Here is a 20,922-nt window from a genome sequence, read left to right as displayed (position 1 = left end):
TAGTAAAATAGATATCGTGCAGATAGCTTAATTTATCAGGGTGTGGCGGTAGCGTATGAATTGTGACTTGGTAATTTCAGGAATGTATGAACGAAAACGGTAGCATGATCCGCCGATAGGGTAGATTCGTTGTCCCGGCCCGATAGGGCTAAAAGGCGGCTTAAACCTCTACCAATACGCACCAAACCCTTTGAGCTGGATTGATCCTTTAGGTCTAAGTTGTAAGCCAGATCATAAAGCAGGTATGAATGCCAAAAATACGGACATTCACGTAATCGACATGGCTCTCAAAATAGTCCTCGATCCATGATTGATAGAGCCAGAACTACAGGAAACCCACAAGGACATTTCAGCGATAATAGAATTATAGAAGATGCTTTTGGAAAAGCACCGATAACTCCTGGTGTTCATGATGTCACTGTATCAAAGCCATCTACTGTTTATTATCCTGATGGTTCAAGTAAATTGACAGATGTGGTTAGGGTTCTTATCAGTGATAAGAAAGGCCCAGTCACATCATTCTCTTATGTTCCCGGAGATCAATAGATGAAGATAAGTTTAGAGATCAAAGATAAACCTATAAATATCGATAGTGATTTGAATGAAGAAGAAATGGATACAACCCCATTTCAATATGTCTTGGAAGAACTATCTCAGTTTGTTACGGGTTCGTTGATTTTATCATTTAATGATGGGCATAAAGTTATTCTCAATTTATTTTTTGATTTTTCTGTTTGCTACGATGATATTATTGAATATATTATTTCTGTTGATAATGGCCTGATGGTTAAGAATGAAATTTGGTTTTGTAAGCAAGGTTCCGATTTTTATTTTTGTATGAGACAAGAGGTTCTTGTCTTTTATTTTTGTTCAAGAAAGGTGATATGACTGGTTATCCGAATAAAAAAGAAGACGATTTCGTAATAATTATTGATGCAAAGGATTATATTTCAGAGTGGCGTAATTTATTTCATAAACTATCAAGTTATTTTAAAATAAAACTAGGGAAAGAAATAAAGATTCCATTTTAAGAAGATTAAGCCGAGATAGATTATTAAATCTTCCCTGGCTTTTTTATTATCTAATCCCCGTTCAGTCCACTAAACTAGCACATCATTAATCCTCTTAACCACCTGTAGACTTGCTAAAACTGCCCACACATCTCCCGCGCCTTGTCATTATCCATCATCAGCATAATGTGTCACTCTGAAATCTTCGCAATAACCTTTATTCCGATCGCAAAGCCACCACCTCTCAGCCCTTTGGTCCTTATTCTTGGTTACAGTTATGTCACAGAGTTTTAGCAAGTAGCCTGGATTAATACCACTGGATTTTAGAGTAAACATTCTTACACCATCACCTCACTATACCGCTCCCGGTAATCCTTCGGCGTGGCGTCATACTCTTTCTTAAACACCGAATAAAAATATTGCAGCGAAGGGTAGCCGCACATCTGGGAAATTTCGTTGATCGACAGCGATGTGGAAATCAGCAGGCTACGGGCCTTCTCCAGTTTTTCCGCATGGATCACCGCGTGGATCGTCTCGCCAACCTCGTCTTTAAAACGTTTCTCCAGATTTGACCGGGAGATGCCGACAGAATCCAGCACCTGATCCACCTTGATGCCTTTACAGGCATTGTTGCGGATATAGTGCATCGCCTGAATCACCGCCGGATCGTTCAGCGAGCGGTAGTCGGTCGAGCGGCGCTCAATAACGCGCATGGGGGGAACGAGCACGCGCTGTAACGGCATTTCTTCGTTATCCATTAAGCGGTGCAGCAGCTTGGCGGCCTGATAGCCCATCTGGCGCGTGCCCTGCGCCACGGATGACAGCGCCACTCGGGAGAGGTAGCGGGTCAGCTCTTCGTTATCAATGCCGATGACGCACAGCTTTTCCGGGACCGGAATATGCAGGTGCTCGCAGGCCTGAAGGATATGCCGCGCCCTGGCGTCGGTAACGGCAATAATGCCGGTCTGCGGCGGCAGCGTTTGCAGCCAGTCGGCAAGCCGGTTTTGCGCATGCTGCCAGTTTTCCGGCGCAGTTTGCTGCCCCTGATACACCACACCGCGGTATTTCTCCTGAGCGACTAATTGACAGAAAGCATGTTCTCGCTCAACGGCCCAGCGTTTGCCGCTGGAAAAGGGCAAGCCATAAAAAGCAAAACGGTTTACCCCTTTTTCCTTAAGGTGCAGAAAAGCACTTTCGACCAGCGCATAGTTATCGGTAGCGATGTAGTGTACCGCCGGATAGCGCTCTGGCAGGTGATAAGAGCCGCCGACGCCGACGATAGGGACGCCAACATCGGCTAGTAGTAGTTCGATTTCCGGATCGTCATAGTCAGCAATAACGCCGTCACCCAGCCACTCTTTGATATTTTCGATACGGGCGCGGAAATCTTCTTCAATAAAGATGTCCCATTCTGATTGTGACGCCTGTAAATATTCCCCTACGCCCTCAACGACCTGGCGGTCGTAGGCTTTATTAGCATTGAATAACAGCGTAATGCGGTGACGTTTTTCAAACATGATGCCTTTTTCCCGTGAATCATCGCATAGTGAAAAGCACTATCGGCAATCCGTGCCGGTAGTACTGTGGTACTTTTATGGCAGATCAAGCGCGGCGTTTTGTGGCAGAGTCCATCCAGACTGCCAGCAGCAGAATCGCCCCCTTAACGATATACTGCCAGAACGTCGGCACGTCCATCATACTCATTCCGTTATCCAGCGATGCCATGATAAATGCACCCATAACCGCGCCCGCTACGCTACCAATACCGCCCGCCAGGCTGGTGCCGCCGATCACGCAGGCGGCGATTGCATCCAGTTCGGCAATGTTCCCGGCGGAGGGAGAACCAGCGCCTAAACGAGAGCTGAGGATCAGCCCGGCAACCGCCACCATCAGTCCGTTGATGGCAAACACGGCGAGCCTGGTGCGCTCAACGTTAATACCGGAAAGGCGTGCGGCTTCCAGGTTGCCGCCGATGGCGTAAATACGACGACCAAAGGCGGTGCGCGTTGCCATAAACATGCCCGCCAGCAGCAAAAACGCCAACAACAGCACTGGCGTTGGTACGCCGCGATAATCATTCAGCAGCCAGATCGCGCCAAGAATAATTACCGCAGTGATCGCCTGTTTACCGACAACACCGCTGGAGGCGGAGGTACTCAACCCCAGCGACTGACGACGCATCCGCCCGCGCCACTGCCAGGCAACGAATGCCATCAGCCCCAGCAGGCCAATGGTAAAGCCGACACCGCCGGGCAGGTAGCTCTGGCCGATTTGCGACATGGAGGCGCTGGTCGGCGATACGGTGGTGCCGTTGGTGATGCCAATCAGGATGCCGCGAAACGCCAGCATCCCGGCGAGGGTAACAATAAACGACGGGACCTTACGGTAAGCGACCCACCAGCCGTTCCAGGCACCCAACAGCAGACCGAGCGCCAGCGTGACGACAATGGTCAGCGGTAGCGGCCAGCCGAGCCAGACGTCAAAAATGGCCGCTGCGCCGCCGAGTAGCCCCATCATCGAACCAACCGAAAGGTCAATTTCAGCAGAGATGATGACAAAGACCATCCCGACCGCCAGGATGCCGGTGATGGCCGTCTGGCGCAGCAGGTTAGAGATATTACGCGCGCTCAGGTAAGCGCCATCGGTAGTCCAGGTGAAAAATAACATGATGGCCACGATGGCGGCGATCATCACGAAGACTTGCAGGTTCAGGGATTTCAGGCCCGAAAAGGGACCGGGCGTCGGGACAGCGAGTTTCATTTCAGACGGATTGCTTTTCGACATGACGTTCACTCCTCAATGCGGCTTCCATCACCTGCTCCTGCGTCAGGTTATGATTCACTAAATCGGCTTTCAGCTTCCCTTCATGCATCACCAGTACCCGATCGCTCAGGCCCAGCACTTCCGGCAGTTCCGACGAAATAACGATGACCGCGATGCCCTGCTGCACAAGCTGATTAATGAGCTTGTAGATCTCGTATTTTGCGCCGATATCAATGCCGCGCGTCGGCTCGTCCAGAATAAGAATGCGCGGATTCAGCAGCAGACAGCGGGCCAGAATCGCCTTTTGCTGGTTGCCGCCGCTCAGACGACCAATCGCCAGTTCCGGCGAAGAGGTTTTGACTTTCAGCCGCTGGATGGATTGTAAAATGCAGTGCTGTTCCGCCGCGTCGTTAAGCGCGCTTGCGGGACCGGTAAACTGATCCAGCGCGGCGAGGGTAATGTTTTTGCCCACTGCCATTACCGGCACGATGCCGTCTTTTTTGCGGTCTTCGGGCACCATGGCGATACCGTGCGCCATCGCCTGCTGGCAATTACGGATGTGTACCGGCTGGCCGTCGATGAAAACCTGGCCTTCCCAGCGCCCGCGCCAGACGCCAAACAGGCACTGTACGGCTTCCGTGCGCCCTGCGCCGACCAGCCCGGCGATACCGAGGATTTCGCCGCGCTTCAGAGAGAAGGAGATATCGTTAACCCGCTTGATATGGCGGTTAACCGGATGCCAGGCGGTCAGATGCTCGACGCGCAGGATTTCATCGCCAGTGGTATGGGGTTCGTTAGGGTAGAGCGCCGTTAACTCGCGGCCCACCATCATGGTGATGATGTCATCCTCGCTCATGCCTGCCGCATCGCGGGTGCCAATGTGCTGGCCGTCGCGGATCACACAGATGGTGTCTGAAATGGCCTTCACTTCGTTGAGCTTGTGGGAAATATAAATGCAGGCGATATCGTGCTGTTGCAGATCGCGAATAATATCCAGCAGTATCGCCGTCTCCTGCTCCGTCAGCGAGGCCGTCGGTTCGTCCAGAATAAGCAGCCGCACCTGTTTATTCAGCGCCTTGGCAATTTCGACAAGTTGCTGCTGACCAAGACCTAAATCGCCCACGCGGGTATCCGGTGATATCGCCAGGCTGACCTGGGCGAGAAGCTTTTCGCAGCGCAGGGTCATGCTGTCATAATCCATGACCCCGTGGCGGGTAATTTCTGCGCCGAGGAAAATATTCTCCAGCACGGTCAGATCTTTCACCAGCGCCAGTTCCTGATGAATGATGGCAATCCCCCGGCGCTCCGTGTCGCGAATATGGCTGGCCTGTAAGGGTTCCCCGGCAAAAATAATGTCACCGTCAAAGCTGCCGTAGGGGTAAATGCCACATAACACTTTCATTAATGTGGATTTCCCGGAGCCATTTTCACCGCACAGCGACACGACTTCGCCTGAGTTTAATCTCAGGCTAACATTATCCACGGCCTTCACAGCGCCAAAGGCTTTGGTAATGTTTTTCATCTCCAGTAAATAAGGCATAACTGCTCCGCGTAGCCAATGAAATAACAGAGTCTGGCAAAACGAGAACCAGTGCCCCCCGAAGAGGGCATCAGGCGTTACAGATCGGTTTTTTTGTGGAAACCATCTTTAATGACGGTGTCATCAATATTGCTCTTATTCACTTCAATAGGGGTCAGCAGGCGTGCCGGGACATCTTTCAAACCGTTATTCAGGGTGGAGTCCGCTTTTGGCTGCTGGCCGTTCCCCAGTTCGACGGCGATTTCTGCTGCGGTGTTCGCCAGCAGGGTAATCGGTTTGTAGACGGTCATCGTCTGTGTGCCTGCGATAATGCGCTTAATCCCGGCAAGGTCGGCGTCCTGACCAGAGATAGAGACTTTACCTGCCAGCCCCTGCGCATCCAGCGCCTGAATTGCCCCTCCGGCGGTCGCGTCGTTAGAGGCCACAACCGCATCGATTTTGTTGTTATTCGCCGTTAGCGCGTTTTCCATAATCTTGAGGGCATTTTCCGGCAGCCAGCCATCGACCCACTGATCGCCCACCACCTTTATTTTTCCCTGATCAATATAGGGCTTTAATACTTTCATCTGGCCCGCGCGGAACAGTTTTGCATTATTATCGACCGGCGAACCGCCCATCAGGAAGTAATTCCCCTGTGGCGTTTTATTTACCAGGCTTTGCGCCTGCATTTCGCCGACTTTTTCGTTATCAAAAGAGATATAAAAATCGATGTCCGCATTGTTAATCATGCGGTCATAGGCCAGAACTTTAATACCTTCCTGCTTTGCTTCTTTTACAACGTTGCTCAGCACCTGGCCGTTGTAAGGAATAATGACCAGCACGTCGACACCACGGTTGATCATATTTTCTATCTGTGACATCTGTGTTTCTTCGTTGCCATTCGCTGACTGGACAAATACTTTTGCGCCTAACGACTCTGCTTTTTTGACAAAAATATCGCGATCTTTCTGCCAGCGCTCCAGGCGCAGATCGTCAATGGCCATACCGATTTTAATCTCTTTAGCATGGATAGCGCCGCTAGCCAGCAGCAGTGAAGCGCAGAGTGTGAGACAAATGTTCTTTATTTTCATAATCGTGATGCCTTTCTGTAGGGTTGAGGTGGTGATATCAACGATAAAAGAAAAATTTATTGCTTAACACGCTGCAAATTTTTAACAGGTATACAGAAAGTGGCAATTACAGATTTTTATCTTTGCGTTACGATATTTCGTTTATTTTCCAATTTATGACCGGGATCGGACTTTTATTGATGAGTCGCGATCGTTTGCAAGGTTTACGGGAAAGCGGCTCGTAAAAAAGAAAAGGTGCATTTTTGCGAGCCAGCGCACGTTTGTGCATTCTCTTAATAGCAGTGTGAAATAACGTAATTGAGCAAGACGAGATGACGCTCCAGTATTACGGCTGAATTGACTATCTGCCGCGTCTCTGAATATGGAGTTCATTATGCAAGCTTATTTTGACCAACTGGATCGCGTTCGTTACGAAGGACCAACTTCAAAAAATCCTCTGGCCTTCCGTCACTACAACCCGGATGAACGGGTGCTGGGCAAACGCATGGAAGACCATCTGCGTTTCGCCGCCTGCTACTGGCATACTTTCTGCTGGAACGGCGCGGATATGTTCGGTGTGGGGTCCTTCGATCGTCCATGGCAGAAGCCAGGCGAGGCGCTGGAACTGGCAAAACGTAAAGCTGACGTGGCGTTTGAATTTTTTCACAAGCTCAATGTGCCGTACTACTGCTTTCACGATGTGGATGTTTCGCCGGAAGGTGGCTCGCTGAAAGAGTATCTGAGCAATTTCGCCGAAATGGTGGATTACCTGGGCGAGAAACAACAGCAAAGCGGCGTGAAGTTACTGTGGGGGACGGCGAACTGCTTTACCAACCCACGTTACGGTGCTGGCGCGGCGACCAATCCGGATCCGGAGATCTTCAGTTGGGCGGCCACTCAGGTGGTGACGGCAATGAATGCCACGCATAAGCTGGGTGGTGAAAACTACGTCCTGTGGGGCGGCCGTGAAGGGTATGAAACCCTACTGAATACCGATCTCCGTCAGGAACGCGAGCAAATCGGCCGCTTTATGCAGATGGTCGTGGAGCATAAACACAAAATCGGTTTCCAGGGCACATTGTTGATCGAACCGAAACCGCAGGAGCCGACGAAGCACCAGTATGATTATGACGTGGCCACCGTCTACGGCTTCCTCAGGCAGTTCGGGCTGGAAAAAGAGATCAAAGTGAACATCGAGGCGAACCACGCAACGCTGGCGGGCCACTCTTTCCATCATGAAATTGCGTCAGCTATTGCGCTGGGGATCTTTGGTTCCGTCGATGCTAACCGTGGCGATCCTCAGCTTGGCTGGGATACCGACCAGTTCCCGAACAGCGTGGAAGAGAATGCGCTGGTGATGTATGAAATCCTCAAAGCGGGTGGCTTAACGACGGGCGGCCTGAACTTTGACGCCAAAGTGCGTCGTCAAAGCACGGATAAATATGACCTTTTCTACGGTCACATCGGTGCGATGGATACCATGGCAATGGCGCTGAAAATCGCCGCGCAAATGGTTGAGGATGGTGAGCTGGATAAGCGTGTGGCGAAACGCTATAGCGGCTGGAACGGCGAACTGGGCCAGCAGATCCTGAAAGGTCAGCTAAGCCTTGCCGACATAGCGAAATACGCTGAGCAGCATAACCTGGCCCCGCAGCATCAAAGCGGTCATCAGGAACTGCTGGAGAATGTGGTTAACGGCTATATTTTCAACAAATAAGCCGTTTGGCCCGGCGTGCCGGGCCATTATTAGCAGATAAGGAGCGGTCACTATGTATATCGGGATAGATCTGGGAACCTCCGGCGTAAAGGCCATCCTGCTGGATGAGCAGGGAAACGTGGTGGCGTCGCAGACAGAGAAACTGACGGTTTCGCGCCCGCATCCTTTATGGTCGGAACAGGATCCTGAGCACTGGTGGCTGGCGACGGATCGCGCCATAAAAGCATTAGGCGCGCAGCATTCTCTGCGTGCGGTAAAGGCAATGGGTATCGCCGGGCAAATGCACGGCGCGACGCTGCTTGATAATCAGCAGCGTGTGCTGCGCCCGGCAATCCTGTGGAATGACGGCCGCTGTGGTGAGGAGTGCGCCATGCTGGAAGCGCAGGTGCCTGAGTCCCGCGTGATCACCGGCAACCTGATGATGCCGGGGTTTACCGCACCCAAACTCCTGTGGGTGCAGCGCCATGAACCCGACGTTTTTCGGCAGATCGACAAGGTACTACTACCCAAAGATTATCTGCGCCTGCGCATGACGGGCGGGTTTGCCAGCGATATGTCAGATGCCGCGGGTACGATGTGGATGGATGTGGCAAAGCGCTACTGGAGCGATGAAATGCTTGCCGCCTGCATGCTTACCCGTGCGCAAATGCCCGCCCTCTTCGAGGGGAGTGAAATTACCGGTACCTTGCTGCCAGACGTCGCCGATGCGTGGAATATGCCTGCTGTCCCCGTGGTCGCAGGCGGTGGCGACAATGCTGCGGGGGCCGTTGGCGTCGGCATGGCGGATGTCGGCCAGGCGATGCTCTCGTTGGGCACCTCCGGTGTTTATTTTGCTGTCAGTAACGGATTTCTGAGTAAACCTGAAAGTGCGGTGCACAGTTTTTGCCATGCGCTACCAGGACGCTGGCATCTGATGTCCGTGATGCTTAGTGCGGCATCCTGCCTCGACTGGGCGGCGAAACTTACCGGCCTGAATTCAGTGCCCGCGCTGATCGCCGCGGCGCAGGAGGCGGATGAAAATGCGGGTGCTGTCTGGTTCCTGCCTTATCTCTCCGGCGAACGGACGCCGCACAATAATCCGCAGGCAAAAGGGGTCTTTTTTGGTCTGACTCATCAGCATGGTCCGGCTGAACTGGCTCAGTCGGTGCTGGAAGGGGTCGGTTATGCGCTGGCTGACGGTATTGATGCGGTTCATGCGTGTGGTGTGGCACCTGAGAGCATCACCCTGATTGGCGGCGGTGCGCGTAGCGCCTGGTGGCGGCAGATGCTGGCCGATATTTCCGGTCACCAGATGGATTATCGCACCGGTGGCGACGTTGGTCCCGCGCTGGGCGCAGCCCGACTGGCTCAGCTGGCGATGAATGCGGATCGTTCGCTGTCCGAACTTCTGCCACAACTGCCGCTTGAACAAACGCATGTACCCGATGCCGCTCGTCACGCCCGCTATGCCGAACGACGTGAAACCTTCCGACAGATCTACCAGCAACTGCTGCCGCTGATGTCCTGATACCCATCCCTCCTTGTCTGCAAGCGAGGGATTCTTATCATGAATGTATGAGCTTATATTATTAGTTAGCGATATGAATTTATTCTGAATTGCTGATTCATTCTCTCTCCAGTGAGTATCTGAGCGCCGCTCTGCTCCATAATGTTTTTTCCTCGGAGTGGGAAAAGGGACTACAGATGGGTAATACAAGTGGAGTGTTATATACTCGCGCAGCAAAAATCGCTCTGCCAGTAGGGATTCTGGTATATGCAACGGGATTATGGCCTATTTGCCCAACATTAAGTGAAAAGGGTTATTACATCGCATTGTTAGCGTTGGGCCTGTTTTCCGTTGTGGTTTACGTGCACCTAAGACGTCATCAGTGCTTCAGTACAAAGATGAAGACGTGGTGTCAACTGATGCTACTGGTTTCGATGGGGCTACTTGCCGTTGGTCTGTGGAATGAGCCCATCACGCTATGTCAGAGAATCCTCTACTTCATCGCCTGGGTTATCAGCTTGATTGCGATGACCGTTTGTTCAAAGGCGCAGCACATCACAGATCCTAAGCAGCGGTGAAATCAAATTTCAGTAAGACTAAAAAGGAAGGATTTTCACAATGGAAAGAAAAACGGTTGTCTCACCGGCGTTTAACCTGGTGTCATGGATCGCTCTGATCGCCGGGATTGTGGCTTATCTGCTGGGACTGTGGAACGCAGAAATGCAACTCAATGAAAAAGGCTACTATTTTGCCGTGCTGGCGCTGGGGCTCTTTTCCGCGATGTCATATCAAAAGACCGTTCGTGACCGTCTGGAAGATATTCCGACAACGCCACTGTATTACATCGCGTGTCTGGCAACGTTTATTATCGCCGTGGCCCTGCTGGTGGTCGGGCTGTGGAATGCAACCTTACTGATGAGCGAAAAAGGTTTCTACGCCCTCGCTTTTTTCTTAAGCCTGTTTGGCATTGTGGCGGTACAGAAAAACGTCCGTGACAGCTGGGATCGTAGTGCAGACGTTTCTGTCGAACCGTTACAAGAGAGTGGAGAGTAGCGTTTCTGTGCCGGGGAAAACCCCGGCATCTCGCTTGCCTGGCTAACTCACCAGCCTGCGTGTATCCAGATGCTGAAGCAGCATGGATAACAGCAGACTACCCGCCACCGTTGCGCTAAAGATCCAAAGAATATCCAGCAGTGGCCAGCGCGTCAGCTCCACGCCGTGGGTGCGTAACGCATGGATAATGAGCGCATGAAAACCATAAATCCCCAGAGAATGACGCGAAATAATACTCAGGCCGGGCAGGGTGCGGGCGTTGAGCGTATTTTTCACCAGCGTTAGCAGTGACACCGCGCAGAGAAAGACCATCGGACCACAGTAGAGGTACCACGTATCGGCAAAGCTGCCGCGCCATTTCAGCTCGTGCAATGTGCCGCGTGAAATCACATAAACCGCCGTGACGAACAGTGCCGCGCAGACCAGGGTAAGCGACTTCTTATGGGTGTCCATCATGCCGATAGCACGCCCCAGCATGCCGTACAGGACATAATAAAACGTGTCGCCATTAATATAGAGATTCACCGGCAGCCATTCAAAGCCGCCGATCTTTTGCGAGACGGTATTGGGGTTCGCAACGACGCCAGTCACGACGATCAGCGCCAGCAGCACTTTACCGCTGACGTTTTTTACCTGGATTAACGGCGACACCAGGTAGATCACGATGATGGCGAAGAAAAACCACAGATGATAAAAAACGGGTTTTTGCAGCAAATAGCGCAGTGAGAGTTCGCCATTTATGGACGTAAAACCCCAGATATAGAGCAGAGCAACGGCACTATAAAACAATAGACAGAGGGCGATGCGCAGGAAGTGACGCGGCTGAGCGCTACGCTCGCCAAAAAAGAGATAGCCCGAAATCATAAAAAACAGCGGCACGCTCACCCGCGAGGCGGAATTAAGGACGTTCGCAATATTCCAGTCTATATGGCCAATGGCGGTCGGGTTGGTAATGTACCAGGTGGTAGTATGGATCATCACCACCATCAGGCACGCAATCCCTCGCAAATTCTCTATCCAGTGTATTTTTGACGACATCAGTCTCCTGCTTTCCTCTTTTATCGGGGCTTTATTCCTATTTTGCTTGAGATCCTGATTAGAAAATTCTGAATTTCCGGACGGCAGCTTGTACAACAAATTTGTCATTATCAAAATGCGCAGGTAGAAATACCTTATACAATTATCACCATTAAAAATAACAGGTAATTAACGAGGTGCGGGGAAATGACCTTAAAAAAGCTGATGCCTGTCATGTTAATGCTGCTGGTGGGCTGCCAGAGTGCGCCAGAGGCGGTACAAAAAGCGCAGAAGGCGAAAGTGGGGCCTGCACGCTCGCTGGATATGGAAACCTTATGTAAGGGGCAGGCGGCGTGGCGTTACAATACAGGCGCGCAAAAAATAAACGTTATTGGCTTTGAGCAATTTCAGGGAAGTTATGAGATGCGCGGCTATACTGCGCGAAAAGAGGGTTTTATCTGCTCATTTGATGCAGATGGCCAGTTTTTACACCTTTCTATGCGCTAACAGGCCAATTTTCCCCATTCTACCCGCTTTCGTACTGTATATCTTGCAGTCAGCGGGTATACTGGTCGCTTCCTTTAAATCCACACGTATCCAGCACGAAATACTATGCAAAAGTTTGATACCAGGACCTTCCAGGGCCTGATCCTGACCTTACAGGATTACTGGGCTCGCCAGGGCTGCACCATCGTTCAACCACTGGACATGGAAGTCGGCGCGGGAACCTCTCACCCGATGACCAGCCTGCGCGCGCTGGGGCCAGAGCCCATGGCAACCGCTTATGTTCAGCCTTCTCGTCGTCCAACCGACGGTCGCTATGGCGAAAACCCGAACCGTTTACAGCACTATTATCAGTTCCAGGTGGTGATTAAGCCCTCTCCGGACAATATTCAGGAGCTGTACCTCGGATCGTTAAAAGAGCTGGGCATGGACCCGACTATTCACGACATTCGCTTCGTCGAAGACAACTGGGAAAACCCGACGCTGGGTGCCTGGGGTCTCGGCTGGGAAGTGTGGCTGAACGGTATGGAAGTCACGCAGTTTACCTACTTCCAGCAGGTCGGTGGTCTGGAATGTAAGCCGGTAACCGGGGAAATCACCTACGGTCTGGAACGGCTGGCGATGTACATTCAGGGCGTGGACAGCGTGTACGACCTGGTGTGGAGCGACGGCCCGCTGGGGGTAACGACCTACGGCGACGTCTTCCATCAGAACGAAGTCGAGCAATCCACTTATAACTTCGAATACGCCGATGTGGACTTCCTGTTCACCTGCTTCGAGCAGTACGAGAAAGAAGCTCAGCAGCTGCTGGCGCTGGAAAACCCGCTGCCGCTGCCGGCTTACGAGCGTATTCTGAAGGCCGCCCATAGCTTCAACCTGCTGGATGCGCGTAAAGCCATCTCTGTCACTGAGCGTCAGCGCTATATTCTGCGTATTCGCACCCTGACCAAAGCAGTGGCAGAAGCTTACTATGCTTCCCGCGAAGCCCTCGGCTTCCCGATGTGCAACAAGAATAAATAAGAGGCGGCCATGTCTGAAAAAACTTTTCTGGTGGAAATCGGCACTGAAGAGCTGCCACCAAAAGCCCTGCGCAGCCTGGCGGAATCTTTTGCTGCGAATGTTACCGCAGAGCTGGATAACGCTGGCCTCGCGCACGGCAACGTTGAATGGTTTGCTGCCCCGCGCCGCCTGGCGCTGAAAGTTGCGAATCTTGCTGAGTCTCAGGCCGATCGCGAAGTTGAAAAACGCGGTCCGGCGATTGCCCAGGCGTTTGATGCAGAAGGCAAGCCGAGCAAAGCGGCAGAAGGCTGGGCGCGTGGCTGCGGGATCACCGTGGACCAGGCCGAGCGTCTGACCACCGACAAAGGCGAGTGGCTGCTGTATCGCGCACACGTCAAAGGCGAAAGCGCAGAGACGCTGCTGCCGAACATGATCGCCACCTCGCTGGCGAAGCTGCCGATCCCGAAACTGATGCGCTGGGGCGCGTCTGACGTTCACTTTGTGCGTCCGGTTCACACCGTGACGCTGCTGCTGGGCGACAAAGTGATCCCGGCAACCATTCTCGGCATTCAGTCCGATCGCGTGATTCGCGGCCACCGCTTTATGGGCGAGCCAGAATTCACCATCGACAATGCCGACCAGTATCCGCAAATCCTGCTGGAACGCGGTAAAGTAATTGCTGATTACGAACTGCGTAAAGCCAAAATCAAAGCCGATGCTGAAGCAGCGGCACGTCAGATTGGCGGAAATGCGGATCTGAGCGAAAGTCTGCTGGAAGAAGTGGCCTCACTGGTGGAATGGCCAGTGGTACTGACGGCGAAATTCGAAGAGAAATTCCTTGCGGTGCCGGCGGAAGCGCTGGTGTACACTATGAAGGGCGATCAGAAGTATTTCCCGGTTTACGCCGATGACGGCAAACTGCTGCCGAACTTTATCTTCGTCGCTAACATCGAGTCGAAAGATCCGATTCAGATTATCTCCGGTAACGAGAAAGTGGTGCGTCCGCGTCTGGCGGATGCCGAGTTCTTCTTCAATACCGACCGCAAAAAACGTCTGGAAGATCACCTTCCGCGTCTGCAAACCGTGCTGTTCCAGCAACAGCTCGGCACGCTGCGCGACAAGACCGATCGTATTCAGGCGCTGGCGGGCTGGATCGCCGAACAGATTGGTGCCGACGTTAACCATGCTACCCGCGCGGGCCTGCTCTCCAAGTGCGACCTGATGACCAACATGGTCTTCGAGTTCACCGACACCCAGGGCGTGATGGGGATGCACTACGCGCGTCATGACGGCGAAGCGGAAGACGTGGCCGTTGCTCTGAACGAACAGTATCAGCCGCGTTTCGCGGGTGATGAGCTGCCATCTAACCTGGTAGCGTGTTCTGTGGCGATTGCCGATAAGATGGATACCCTGGCGGGGATCTTCGGTATCGGTCAGCATCCGAAAGGTGACAAAGACCCGTTTGCGCTGCGTCGTGCCGCGCTGGGCGTGCTGCGTATTATCGTTGAGAAGAACCTGAATCTGGATCTGCAAACGCTGACTGAAGAAGCGGTGCGTCTGTACGGCGACAAGCTGACTAACGCGAAAGCCGTTGATGAAGTCATCGATTTCATGCTCGGTCGCTTCCGCGCCTGGTATCAGGACGAAGGCTATACCGTCGACACTATTCAGGCGGTACTGGCGCGCCGTCCGACCCGTCCGGCGGATTTCGATGCCCGCATGAAGGCAGTATCGCACTTCCGCACGCTGGATGAAGCTGCGGCGCTGGCGGCAGCGAACAAGCGTGTTTCTAACATTCTGGCGAAGGCGACTGAGCCGCTGAATGAGATTGTTCACGCATCCGTGCTGAAAGAGGCGGCAGAAATCAAACTGGCAGGCAACTTAGTCGTGCTGCGCGATAAACTGCAACCGTACTTTGCGGCAGGCCGTTATCAGGAAGCGCTGATCGAACTGGCGTCTCTGCGTGAGCCGGTGGATGAGTTCTTTGAGAACGTGATGGTAAATGCCGAAGATAAGGACATTCGTATTAACCGTCTGACACTGCTGTCGAAGCTGCGCGAACTGTTCCTGCAGGTTGCGGATATTTCGCTACTGCAGTAAGAATAAAAGACCCGCAGAAATGCGGGTTTTTTACATTTCGTTATCCCGAAGATAAAGACATAAATTTATGGATGAATTTATATTAAAGCTCATTGCCTTCTACCAACGCGTCATCTCTCCCCGTAAAGGCTATCGCTGCGCTTATGGCGTCCTGCACAACACCCACGGCTGTTCCGGCGCGGTAAAACACATCATCCAGCAGAAGGGCATTATTGCGGGCTGGTCTGATATCCGCCAGCGATTTGCTGATTGCCATGAGGCGGCACAAACGCTACGTGCGAGGCGCTTATCAGATGATGAAGATGAAAGCGAACGTAAGAATAAACGCCGCGAACGGGCTGAATGGTGCTGCGATATTGGGACAACGCCCGGTGATTGCGTACCGTCAGAGTGCCCGGATGTGTCCTGCCCTGAAATTCCCTTCCCCGATGTCAGCTGTCCCTGCGATTGCTCATGGTCTGGCGTTTTGCTTAGGCGTAAAAAAAGATAAAAAAATCCCCGCCGAGGCGAGGATTCGAATTCTGAGCTGTTTAAGCTTACAGGCTGGTTACGTTGCCAGCTGCCGGGCCTTTAGCGCCGCTTTCGATGGTGAAGGACACTTTCTGACCTTCGTCCAGAGATTTGTAACCCTGGTTCTGGATAGCAGAGAAGTGTACGAACACGTCTTTTGAGCCATCGTCAGGAGTGATGAAACCAAAGCCTTTATCAGCGTTGAACCATTTTACGATACCAGTCATTTTACCGGACATAGCGATTACCTTTAAAAGATATATGAGTGCCTTTCGGCAATATGGCGTGCATTACAGATTTTGAAGCGTTAAAGGAAAAGCTCTCAACGAAGGGTATCAAATGGAGTACTCTTGAAGGACACTGCTTAACTAAACTGCTTTATGGTCTGTATATCAAACCGTCGAGTGCATTAACGCATTTACGGCGGCCAAAAGCAAACTTTATTTTTAACTGAATGCAATTTCTGAGATGCTGCACCGGAAACGGTCCTGCATCAGGACCGTTAAAACTGAAGAATTATTCCATTAACTCTTTACTTAACTTAGGGTTAGCCTGAATCAGACGCATTAGCTTGAGTTCAGTAGCCGACGGTTTTACCCGTTTAGACTCCCATTCCTGCACCTTTGAGACCGTTACGCCCACTGCTCTGGCGAAATCAGCCAGTTTAAGCCCTGTACCTTTGCGTAATTGTTCTATCTCAGCGGTCGCCTTCGGCTTCTGGGGTAGGGTAATTTTCTGCGGTACATCTTTAAAAACAATAAGTTCCAGATTGTTCATCAATTCGATCATAGGATCTTTAAATTCCATTGAGTACCCCCCGTACACACAGCGTGATCGTGAATAATGTCGAGCTTTTTAAGAATAGTCGGGAAATAGACAATAGATACTCACGTGGATGACTATTTGCTGGTTATTTTTCCAGGTCGCCTCAGCAATCGGCCCCGGAGGGCGGGCAACCTGCTGAAAGATCACTCAATCTGCTGGTATAGACGTATATTGTCATCAGATAGCGATTTTTCAGCTTAGGCTGCATGAAAAGGTATCCTGTAAAGCCGTCCTGGACTATCCTTGTCAGCGTCAGACACGCTGGTGTCGGTGTGCACTTTTTTAGGGTGAAAGGAGTATAAAAATGGCGACAGGAAAGTCCTGCTCTCGCTGGTTCGCGTCTGTGATGGCGTTATTAATGGTAGTTAGCCTGAGTGGGTGTTTTGATAAAGAGGGCGATCAGCGCAAGGCGTTCATCGATTTCCTGCAAAATACGGTGATGCGGAGCGGTGAACATCTGCCAGCATTGACCACCGATCAGAAAAAACAGTTTGGGCCTTTGGTGACTGACTACGCGATCCTCTATGGCTATTCACAGCAGGTGAATCAGGCGATGGATGAAGGTCTGCGCCCGGTCGTTGATAGCGTAAACGCGATTCGTGTGCCGCAAGACTATATGACGCAGCGCGAGCCGCTACGTCAGGCCAATGGTTCGCTGGGCGTGCTGAGTCAGCAACTGCAAAATGCCAAAATGCAGGCGGATGCCGCGCACTCGGCGCTGAAACAGGGCGACGATCTTAAGCCGGTGTTTGACCAGGCTTATGAAAAAATCGTAACGCGTCCGGCGGATGCGTTACAGCCGTTAATTCCGGCCGCGCAGATCTTTACTCAGCAGCTGGTGCAGGTGGGTGATTTTGTTGCCCAGCAGGGCACCCAGGTTGGTTTTGCCGCGAATGGTATTCAGTTCCCGACCTCGCAGCAGGCCAGCCAGTATAACTCTCTGATTGGGCCTCTGGCGTCTCAGCACCAGGCCTTCACTCAGGCGTGGAACGCTGCGGTGAGCGCAACGCAGTAACCTTCAAAACCTCATCCTGCGCTGGCGGGATGAGGTTTGTTTTTTAACGCCTACCCTTAGCTAACCACCTTCGGATTCACACAGTTTTTATCCACCTTGCCGTTCAGCGCGTCGATCAGGTTATCCACCGCGCAGGCCGCCATGTTGTAGCGCGTTTCATGCGTGGCGGAACCAATATGCGGCAACGCGACCACGTTCGGCAGCGACAGCAAGGGAGAATCTTTAGGTAGCGGCTCCTGCTCAAACACGTCCAGTCCTGCGGCATGGATCTGGCCGGTTTTCAGCGCTTCAATCAGTGCCTGCTCGTCAACGACCGGCCCGCGTCCCGCATTGATGAAAACGGCAGAGTTTTTCATCTTCGCAAATTGTTCTGCGCCGATCAGATGGTGAGTTTCCTCGGTCAGCGGCAGTACCAGGCAGACAAAATCCGCTTCTTGTAACAGGGTATCCAGATCGCAGTAGCGCGCGTTGAAGCGTTCTTCTGCTTCGGGGTGATGACGGCGGGCATTATACAGAATGGGCATGCCGAAGCCAAAATGCGCCCGCTGCGCCAGCGCCAGACCAATGCGGCCCATCCCGACGATGCCCAGCGTTTTGTGGTGGACATCAATGCCAAACCAGTCCGGACCGATGCCTTTGGTCCACTCACCCGCCTTCACACGTTCCGCCACTTCCACCACGCGACGGGCGCTGCTCAGCACCAGCGCCATCATGGTATCGGCCACGGTTTCAGTGAGCACGGTCGGCGTGTGCATCAGCGCAATTTTACGCTCGTTCAGCGCGTCGACGTCAAAATTGTCATACCCGACGGAAATGGTAGAGGTGGCTCGCAGCCCGGGCATTTTTTCCAGCAGCGCGGTGTCCACTGTTTCACTGGAGCCGAGCAGTCCTTGCGCGTTGGCGAAAACGTCGGCGTGCTGTTCGACGGTCTCCGGCTTCAGGTTAGCCACCTGAGTGACAGTGAAATGCTCTTCCAGTTTTTGATACAGATTGTCAGGCAATGCTTTGTAGAGAATGACGGACGGCTTCATAAGATCTCCGTAATTGTAGGATCAGGCGTGGCGTGCGCCTGCCGGAATCTGTTGATTATTCGCAGGCTTAACAATCAAAGTAAGCCACACTGAGGCAAAAAGTGCTACCCCCATAAATATATACGACGCTGAAGGTGAGCCAGTCGAACCGTTGAGATAACCGACAAACCACGAGCCGAAGAAGGAGCCGAGCGCGCCCATGCTGTTGATCAGCGCCATCGCGCCACCCGCCACGTTACGCGGCAGCATCTCGGGGATGATGGCGAAGAACGGACCATACGGGGCATACATCGCGGCACCGGCAATTACCAGCAGCGTATAAGATACCCAGAAGTGATTTGCGCCTACCGCCCACGAACCAATAAAGGCGAAAGCAGCAATCAATAATAACGGCCAGACAAACAGTTTACGGTTTTGCAGTTTATCCGACGCCCATGACGCTACGATCATTGCGATAGTGGCCGCCAGATAAGGCACGGATGACAGCCAGCCTACCTCAACCATACCCAGGTTGGCACCGGCGCTGTGAATAATGGACGGCAGCCACAGTACGAAACCATACACGCCGATGCTCCAGGCAAAATACTGCATACAGAGTAAGATCACATTGCGCGAACGGAACGCCTCACCGTAGTTACGCACGGCTTTAATGCCCTGCTGCTCTTTCTCCAGTTGCACCTGCAACGCGGCTTTCTCATCTTCAGCCAGCCAGTTCACCTGCGCCGGTTTATCTTTTACCAGCACCCACCAGCAGAAGGCCCAGATAATGGCCGGAACGCCTTCGATGATAAACATCTCGCGCCAGCCCAGCGCCTGAATCAGGTAGCCGGATACCACCGACATCCACAGCACGGTCACCGGGTTGCCAAGGATCAGGAACGTATTGGCACGCGAGCGCTCGGATTTGGTAAACCAGTTGCTGATATAAATTAGCATCGCCGGCATTACCGCCGCTTCCACGACGCCGAGAATAAAGCGGATAGCGGCCAGCATCGGAATATTGGTGACCATCCCGGTTAATGACGCGCAGGCACCCCAGAGGATCAGGCAGACAAAAATCAGTTTGCGGACGCTACGGCGCTCGGCATACACCGCGCCGGGGATCTGAAAGAAAAAATAGCCGAGGAAAAACAGCGCGCCCAGCAGGGAGGAGATCCCTTTGGTGATGCCTAAATCATCGTTAATGCCCGCAGCGGAGGCGAAACTGAAGTTCGCACGATCGAGGTACGCCAGGCTGTAGGTAATAAACACGATGGGCATGATATACCACCAGCGTTTTGTTGCATTTGTTGCGCTTTTCATAGGCCAGCCTCTGATAATGAGAGAGTCGCTGCCTCTGACGGTAGGGTACAGAGGCGTGATTGCTACTGATTAAGTTGTTCTCTTGTCGGCAATCCTTCGCTGTCGCCCTGAACCTGAATGGCCAGTGCGCCAATTTTATTACCCCGTGTTACCGCCTGCTCCAGCGTTTCCCCTTCCAGCAGGGCGCTGATAACGCCAACGGCAAAACCATCGCCTGCACCTACGGTATCCACGACATTCTCAACCCTGACGGGCGGGACGCAGCCCTGATAACCATCGGCGGATTTGAACCAGGCACCGTCAGCGCCGGTTTTAATCACCACCGCCTTCACGCCTTTATCGAGATAAAAATCCGCGATCGCATCGGGATCGGAATGCCCGGTCAGGATCATGCCCTCCTTCAGACCCGGCAGAACCCAGTCGGCCTGAAAGGCGAGATGATTTAGTTTCTCCACCATCTCCGCCTCGCTGTTCCACAGCACCGGACGCAAATTGGGATCGAATGACAGGGTTTTGCCCTGCGCCTTCATCATTCGCGCGGCGTGATCGAGCAGCTCATACGAACTGGCAGACAGGGCCGCCGCAACGCCGCTGAGATGCAAATGGCGGGCGGAAGAAAAATGGCCCGGATGATAATCGTCCAGCGAAAGATGGCTGGCAGCGGAGTTTTTACGGAAATACTCTACAATGGGATCGGTTCCATTTTCGGCTTTGGATTTCAACTGAAAACCGGTCGCGTAGCGGTCATCAAGCGTCACGCCGTCAGTATTAATCCCTTCCTTTTTCAGCCCGTTGAGCACGAAATGGCCGAAACTGTCATTGCCGACGCGGCTGACCCAGCTCACCTTCAGACCCAGCCGGGCCAGGCCGGTCGCCACATTCAGCTCGGCACCGGCAACACGTTTGATAAAGCGTTCGACATCGCTGAGATCGCCGGTTTCAGTGGCGACAAACATCGCCATCGCTTCGCCAATGGTAATAACGTCCAGGGGGGTATTCAT

At 52.6% G+C, this 20,922-nt stretch carries 21 protein-coding genes and 1 pseudogene; 12 read left to right on the top strand and 10 right to left on the bottom strand.

The window, feature by feature from the left end; translation table 11 throughout:
* Positions 1 to 139 precede the first annotated feature (139 nt).
* The 3 genes and pseudogenes from INT84_RS24445 to INT84_RS15600 form a co-directional block, all read left to right on the top strand.
* A pseudogene (locus INT84_RS24445) lies at positions 140 to 244 on the top strand (RHS repeat domain-containing protein); the annotation flags it as partial.
* A gap of 302 nt (positions 245 to 546) precedes the next feature.
* On the top strand, positions 547 to 888 hold the full coding sequence (locus INT84_RS15605) for a hypothetical protein (RefSeq protein WP_194207526.1): 342 nt from the start codon (positions 547 to 549) through the stop codon (positions 886 to 888).
* Positions 885 to 1,031, top strand: a complete 147-nt coding sequence (locus tag INT84_RS15600; protein WP_194207525.1) for a hypothetical protein — start codon at positions 885 to 887, stop codon at positions 1,029 to 1,031. The genes INT84_RS15605 and INT84_RS15600 overlap by 4 nt, the downstream gene beginning before the upstream one ends.
* A gap of 317 nt (positions 1,032 to 1,348) precedes the next feature.
* On the opposite strand, the gene xylR is transcribed toward INT84_RS15600, so the two are convergent.
* From xylR to xylF, 4 genes are all read right to left on the bottom strand, one after another.
* Entirely contained in the window at positions 1,349 to 2,527 is a 1,179-nt protein-coding gene (xylR, locus tag INT84_RS15595) for a D-xylose utilization transcriptional activator XylR (protein ID WP_194207524.1), read from the bottom strand.
* An 85-nt stretch (positions 2,528 to 2,612) separates the two neighbouring features.
* A complete protein-coding gene (xylH, locus tag INT84_RS15590; protein ID WP_194207523.1) occupies positions 2,613 to 3,794 on the bottom strand; it encodes a xylose ABC transporter permease XylH in 1,182 nt (393 codons plus the stop codon).
* The gene (locus INT84_RS15585) at positions 3,772 to 5,313 is read right to left on the bottom strand and encodes a xylose ABC transporter ATP-binding protein (protein ID WP_194207522.1); all 1,542 of its coding nucleotides are present in this window, start codon (positions 5,311 to 5,313) and stop codon (positions 3,772 to 3,774) included. Before INT84_RS15585 ends, xylH begins: the two co-directional genes overlap by 23 nt.
* A gap of 77 nt (positions 5,314 to 5,390) precedes the next feature.
* Positions 5,391 to 6,383 carry a D-xylose ABC transporter substrate-binding protein gene (gene xylF, locus INT84_RS15580; RefSeq protein WP_176920080.1) on the bottom strand — a complete coding sequence of 331 codons (993 nt, stop codon included), beginning with the start codon at positions 6,381 to 6,383 and terminating at the stop codon, positions 5,391 to 5,393.
* Positions 6,384 to 6,756: 373 nt separating this feature from the next.
* On the opposite strand from xylF, the gene xylA reads away from it, so the two are divergent.
* The 4 genes from xylA to yiaA all read left to right on the top strand — a co-directional run bounded on the left by xylA (position 6,757) and on the right by yiaA (position 10,618).
* The gene (gene xylA, locus INT84_RS15575) at positions 6,757 to 8,079 is read left to right on the top strand and encodes a xylose isomerase (protein WP_194207521.1); all 1,323 of its coding nucleotides are present in this window, start codon (positions 6,757 to 6,759) and stop codon (positions 8,077 to 8,079) included.
* A 52-nt stretch (positions 8,080 to 8,131) separates the two neighbouring features.
* Positions 8,132 to 9,586 carry a xylulokinase gene (gene xylB / locus INT84_RS15570; RefSeq protein WP_194207520.1) on the top strand — a complete coding sequence of 485 codons (1,455 nt, stop codon included), beginning with the start codon at positions 8,132 to 8,134 and terminating at the stop codon, positions 9,584 to 9,586.
* 176 nt (positions 9,587 to 9,762) lie between these two features.
* Positions 9,763 to 10,143: a YiaA/YiaB family inner membrane protein gene (locus tag INT84_RS15565; protein WP_194207519.1), complete on the top strand. Its 381-nt coding sequence runs from the start codon at positions 9,763 to 9,765 to the stop codon at positions 10,141 to 10,143.
* Positions 10,144 to 10,183: 40 nt separating this feature from the next.
* Positions 10,184 to 10,618 (top strand): inner membrane protein YiaA, encoded by a 435-nt coding sequence (yiaA, locus tag INT84_RS15560; protein WP_194207518.1) that lies wholly within the window; start codon positions 10,184 to 10,186, stop codon positions 10,616 to 10,618.
* Between the two features lie 42 nt (positions 10,619 to 10,660).
* Here yiaA and INT84_RS15555 read toward each other — a convergent pair whose 3' ends face one another.
* A complete protein-coding gene (locus INT84_RS15555) occupies positions 10,661 to 11,656 on the bottom strand; it encodes an acyltransferase (RefSeq protein WP_194207517.1) in 996 nt (331 codons plus the stop codon).
* 186 nt (positions 11,657 to 11,842) lie between these two features.
* Between INT84_RS15555 and INT84_RS15550 the strand changes: the two genes are divergently transcribed.
* The 4 genes from INT84_RS15550 (at position 11,843) to yidD (ending at position 15,728) form a co-directional block, all read left to right on the top strand.
* Positions 11,843 to 12,142 carry a YsaB family lipoprotein gene (locus INT84_RS15550; protein WP_194207516.1) on the top strand — a complete coding sequence of 100 codons (300 nt, stop codon included), beginning with the start codon at positions 11,843 to 11,845 and terminating at the stop codon, positions 12,140 to 12,142.
* A 105-nt stretch (positions 12,143 to 12,247) separates the two neighbouring features.
* Positions 12,248 to 13,159 (top strand): glycine--tRNA ligase subunit alpha, encoded by a 912-nt coding sequence (gene glyQ / locus INT84_RS15545; RefSeq protein WP_176920087.1) that lies wholly within the window; start codon positions 12,248 to 12,250, stop codon positions 13,157 to 13,159.
* Between the two features lie 9 nt (positions 13,160 to 13,168).
* Positions 13,169 to 15,238 carry a glycine--tRNA ligase subunit beta gene (gene glyS / locus INT84_RS15540; protein ID WP_194207515.1) on the top strand — a complete coding sequence of 690 codons (2,070 nt, stop codon included), beginning with the start codon at positions 13,169 to 13,171 and terminating at the stop codon, positions 15,236 to 15,238.
* A gap of 67 nt (positions 15,239 to 15,305) precedes the next feature.
* Entirely contained in the window at positions 15,306 to 15,728 is a 423-nt protein-coding gene (gene yidD / locus INT84_RS15535; RefSeq protein ID WP_194207514.1) for a membrane protein insertion efficiency factor YidD, read from the top strand.
* Positions 15,729 to 15,774: 46 nt separating this feature from the next.
* Here yidD and cspA read toward each other — a convergent pair whose 3' ends face one another.
* Both cspA and INT84_RS15525 read right to left on the bottom strand, forming a co-directional pair.
* Complete coding sequence (gene cspA / locus INT84_RS15530; protein ID WP_049839272.1) at positions 15,775 to 15,987, bottom strand: RNA chaperone/antiterminator CspA; 213 nt, start codon at positions 15,985 to 15,987, stop codon at positions 15,775 to 15,777.
* Positions 15,988 to 16,264: 277 nt separating this feature from the next.
* Complete coding sequence (locus INT84_RS15525; protein ID WP_194207513.1) at positions 16,265 to 16,555, bottom strand: HTH-type transcriptional regulator; 291 nt, start codon at positions 16,553 to 16,555, stop codon at positions 16,265 to 16,267.
* Between the two features lie 322 nt (positions 16,556 to 16,877).
* Here INT84_RS15525 and INT84_RS15520 point away from each other — a divergent pair, with 322 nt between their 5' ends.
* Positions 16,878 to 17,588 (top strand): DUF3053 domain-containing protein, encoded by a 711-nt coding sequence (locus tag INT84_RS15520; protein WP_176920091.1) that lies wholly within the window; start codon positions 16,878 to 16,880, stop codon positions 17,586 to 17,588.
* A 56-nt stretch (positions 17,589 to 17,644) separates the two neighbouring features.
* Here the strand turns inward: INT84_RS15520 and ghrB are convergent, their stop codons facing one another.
* The 3 genes from ghrB to INT84_RS15505 all read right to left on the bottom strand — a co-directional run bounded on the left by ghrB (position 17,645) and on the right by INT84_RS15505 (position 20,922).
* On the bottom strand, positions 17,645 to 18,619 hold the full coding sequence (gene ghrB / locus INT84_RS15515; RefSeq protein ID WP_194207512.1) for a glyoxylate/hydroxypyruvate reductase GhrB: 975 nt from the start codon (positions 18,617 to 18,619) through the stop codon (positions 17,645 to 17,647).
* A gap of 21 nt (positions 18,620 to 18,640) precedes the next feature.
* Entirely contained in the window at positions 18,641 to 19,921 is a 1,281-nt protein-coding gene (locus tag INT84_RS15510; RefSeq protein WP_194207511.1) for an MFS transporter, read from the bottom strand.
* Between the two features lie 62 nt (positions 19,922 to 19,983).
* On the bottom strand, positions 19,984 to 20,922 hold the full coding sequence (locus tag INT84_RS15505; RefSeq protein ID WP_194207510.1) for a sugar kinase: 939 nt from the start codon (positions 20,920 to 20,922) through the stop codon (positions 19,984 to 19,986).

The sequence above is a fragment of the Superficieibacter sp. 1612_C1 genome (assembly GCF_015234305.1).
Lineage (GTDB): Bacteria > Pseudomonadota > Gammaproteobacteria > Enterobacterales > Enterobacteriaceae > Superficieibacter.
Note: the sequence above shows the minus strand (reverse complement) of the source record. Positions and strands in the feature narration are given on the sequence as shown.

Bases quoted from the DNA above. Each gene is read 5' to 3' on its own strand.
- ghrB (WP_194207512.1), bottom strand. From the start codon at position 18,619: ATGAAGCCGTCCGTCATTCTCTACAAAGCATTGCCTGACAATCTGTAT.
- xylB (WP_194207520.1), top strand. From the start codon at position 8,132: ATGTATATCGGGATAGATCTGGGAACCTCCGGCGTAAAGGCCATCCTG.
- INT84_RS15550 (WP_194207516.1), top strand. From the start codon at position 11,843: ATGACCTTAAAAAAGCTGATGCCTGTCATGTTAATGCTGCTGGTGGGC.
- xylH (WP_194207523.1), bottom strand. From the start codon at position 3,794: ATGTCGAAAAGCAATCCGTCTGAAATGAAACTCGCTGTCCCGACGCCC.
- INT84_RS15525 (WP_194207513.1), bottom strand. From the start codon at position 16,555: ATGGAATTTAAAGATCCTATGATCGAATTGATGAACAATCTGGAACTT.
- INT84_RS15505 (WP_194207510.1), bottom strand. From the start codon at position 20,922: ATGAATACCCCCCTGGACGTTATTACCATTGGCGAAGCGATGGCGATG.
- INT84_RS15565 (WP_194207519.1), top strand. From the start codon at position 9,763: ATGGGTAATACAAGTGGAGTGTTATATACTCGCGCAGCAAAAATCGCT.
- xylA (WP_194207521.1), top strand. From the start codon at position 6,757: ATGCAAGCTTATTTTGACCAACTGGATCGCGTTCGTTACGAAGGACCA.
- INT84_RS15600 (WP_194207525.1), top strand. From the start codon at position 885: ATGACTGGTTATCCGAATAAAAAAGAAGACGATTTCGTAATAATTATT.
- yidD (WP_194207514.1), top strand. From the start codon at position 15,306: ATGGATGAATTTATATTAAAGCTCATTGCCTTCTACCAACGCGTCATC.
- glyS (WP_194207515.1), top strand. From the start codon at position 13,169: ATGTCTGAAAAAACTTTTCTGGTGGAAATCGGCACTGAAGAGCTGCCA.
- yiaA (WP_194207518.1), top strand. From the start codon at position 10,184: ATGGAAAGAAAAACGGTTGTCTCACCGGCGTTTAACCTGGTGTCATGG.
- xylF (WP_176920080.1), bottom strand. From the start codon at position 6,383: ATGAAAATAAAGAACATTTGTCTCACACTCTGCGCTTCACTGCTGCTG.
- cspA (WP_049839272.1), bottom strand. From the start codon at position 15,987: ATGTCCGGTAAAATGACTGGTATCGTAAAATGGTTCAACGCTGATAAA.
- INT84_RS15585 (WP_194207522.1), bottom strand. From the start codon at position 5,313: ATGCCTTATTTACTGGAGATGAAAAACATTACCAAAGCCTTTGGCGCT.
- glyQ (WP_176920087.1), top strand. From the start codon at position 12,248: ATGCAAAAGTTTGATACCAGGACCTTCCAGGGCCTGATCCTGACCTTA.
- INT84_RS15510 (WP_194207511.1), bottom strand. From the start codon at position 19,921: ATGAAAAGCGCAACAAATGCAACAAAACGCTGGTGGTATATCATGCCC.
- xylR (WP_194207524.1), bottom strand. From the start codon at position 2,527: ATGTTTGAAAAACGTCACCGCATTACGCTGTTATTCAATGCTAATAAA.
- INT84_RS15605 (WP_194207526.1), top strand. From the start codon at position 547: ATGAAGATAAGTTTAGAGATCAAAGATAAACCTATAAATATCGATAGT.
- INT84_RS15555 (WP_194207517.1), bottom strand. From the start codon at position 11,656: ATGTCGTCAAAAATACACTGGATAGAGAATTTGCGAGGGATTGCGTGC.
- INT84_RS15520 (WP_176920091.1), top strand. From the start codon at position 16,878: ATGGCGACAGGAAAGTCCTGCTCTCGCTGGTTCGCGTCTGTGATGGCG.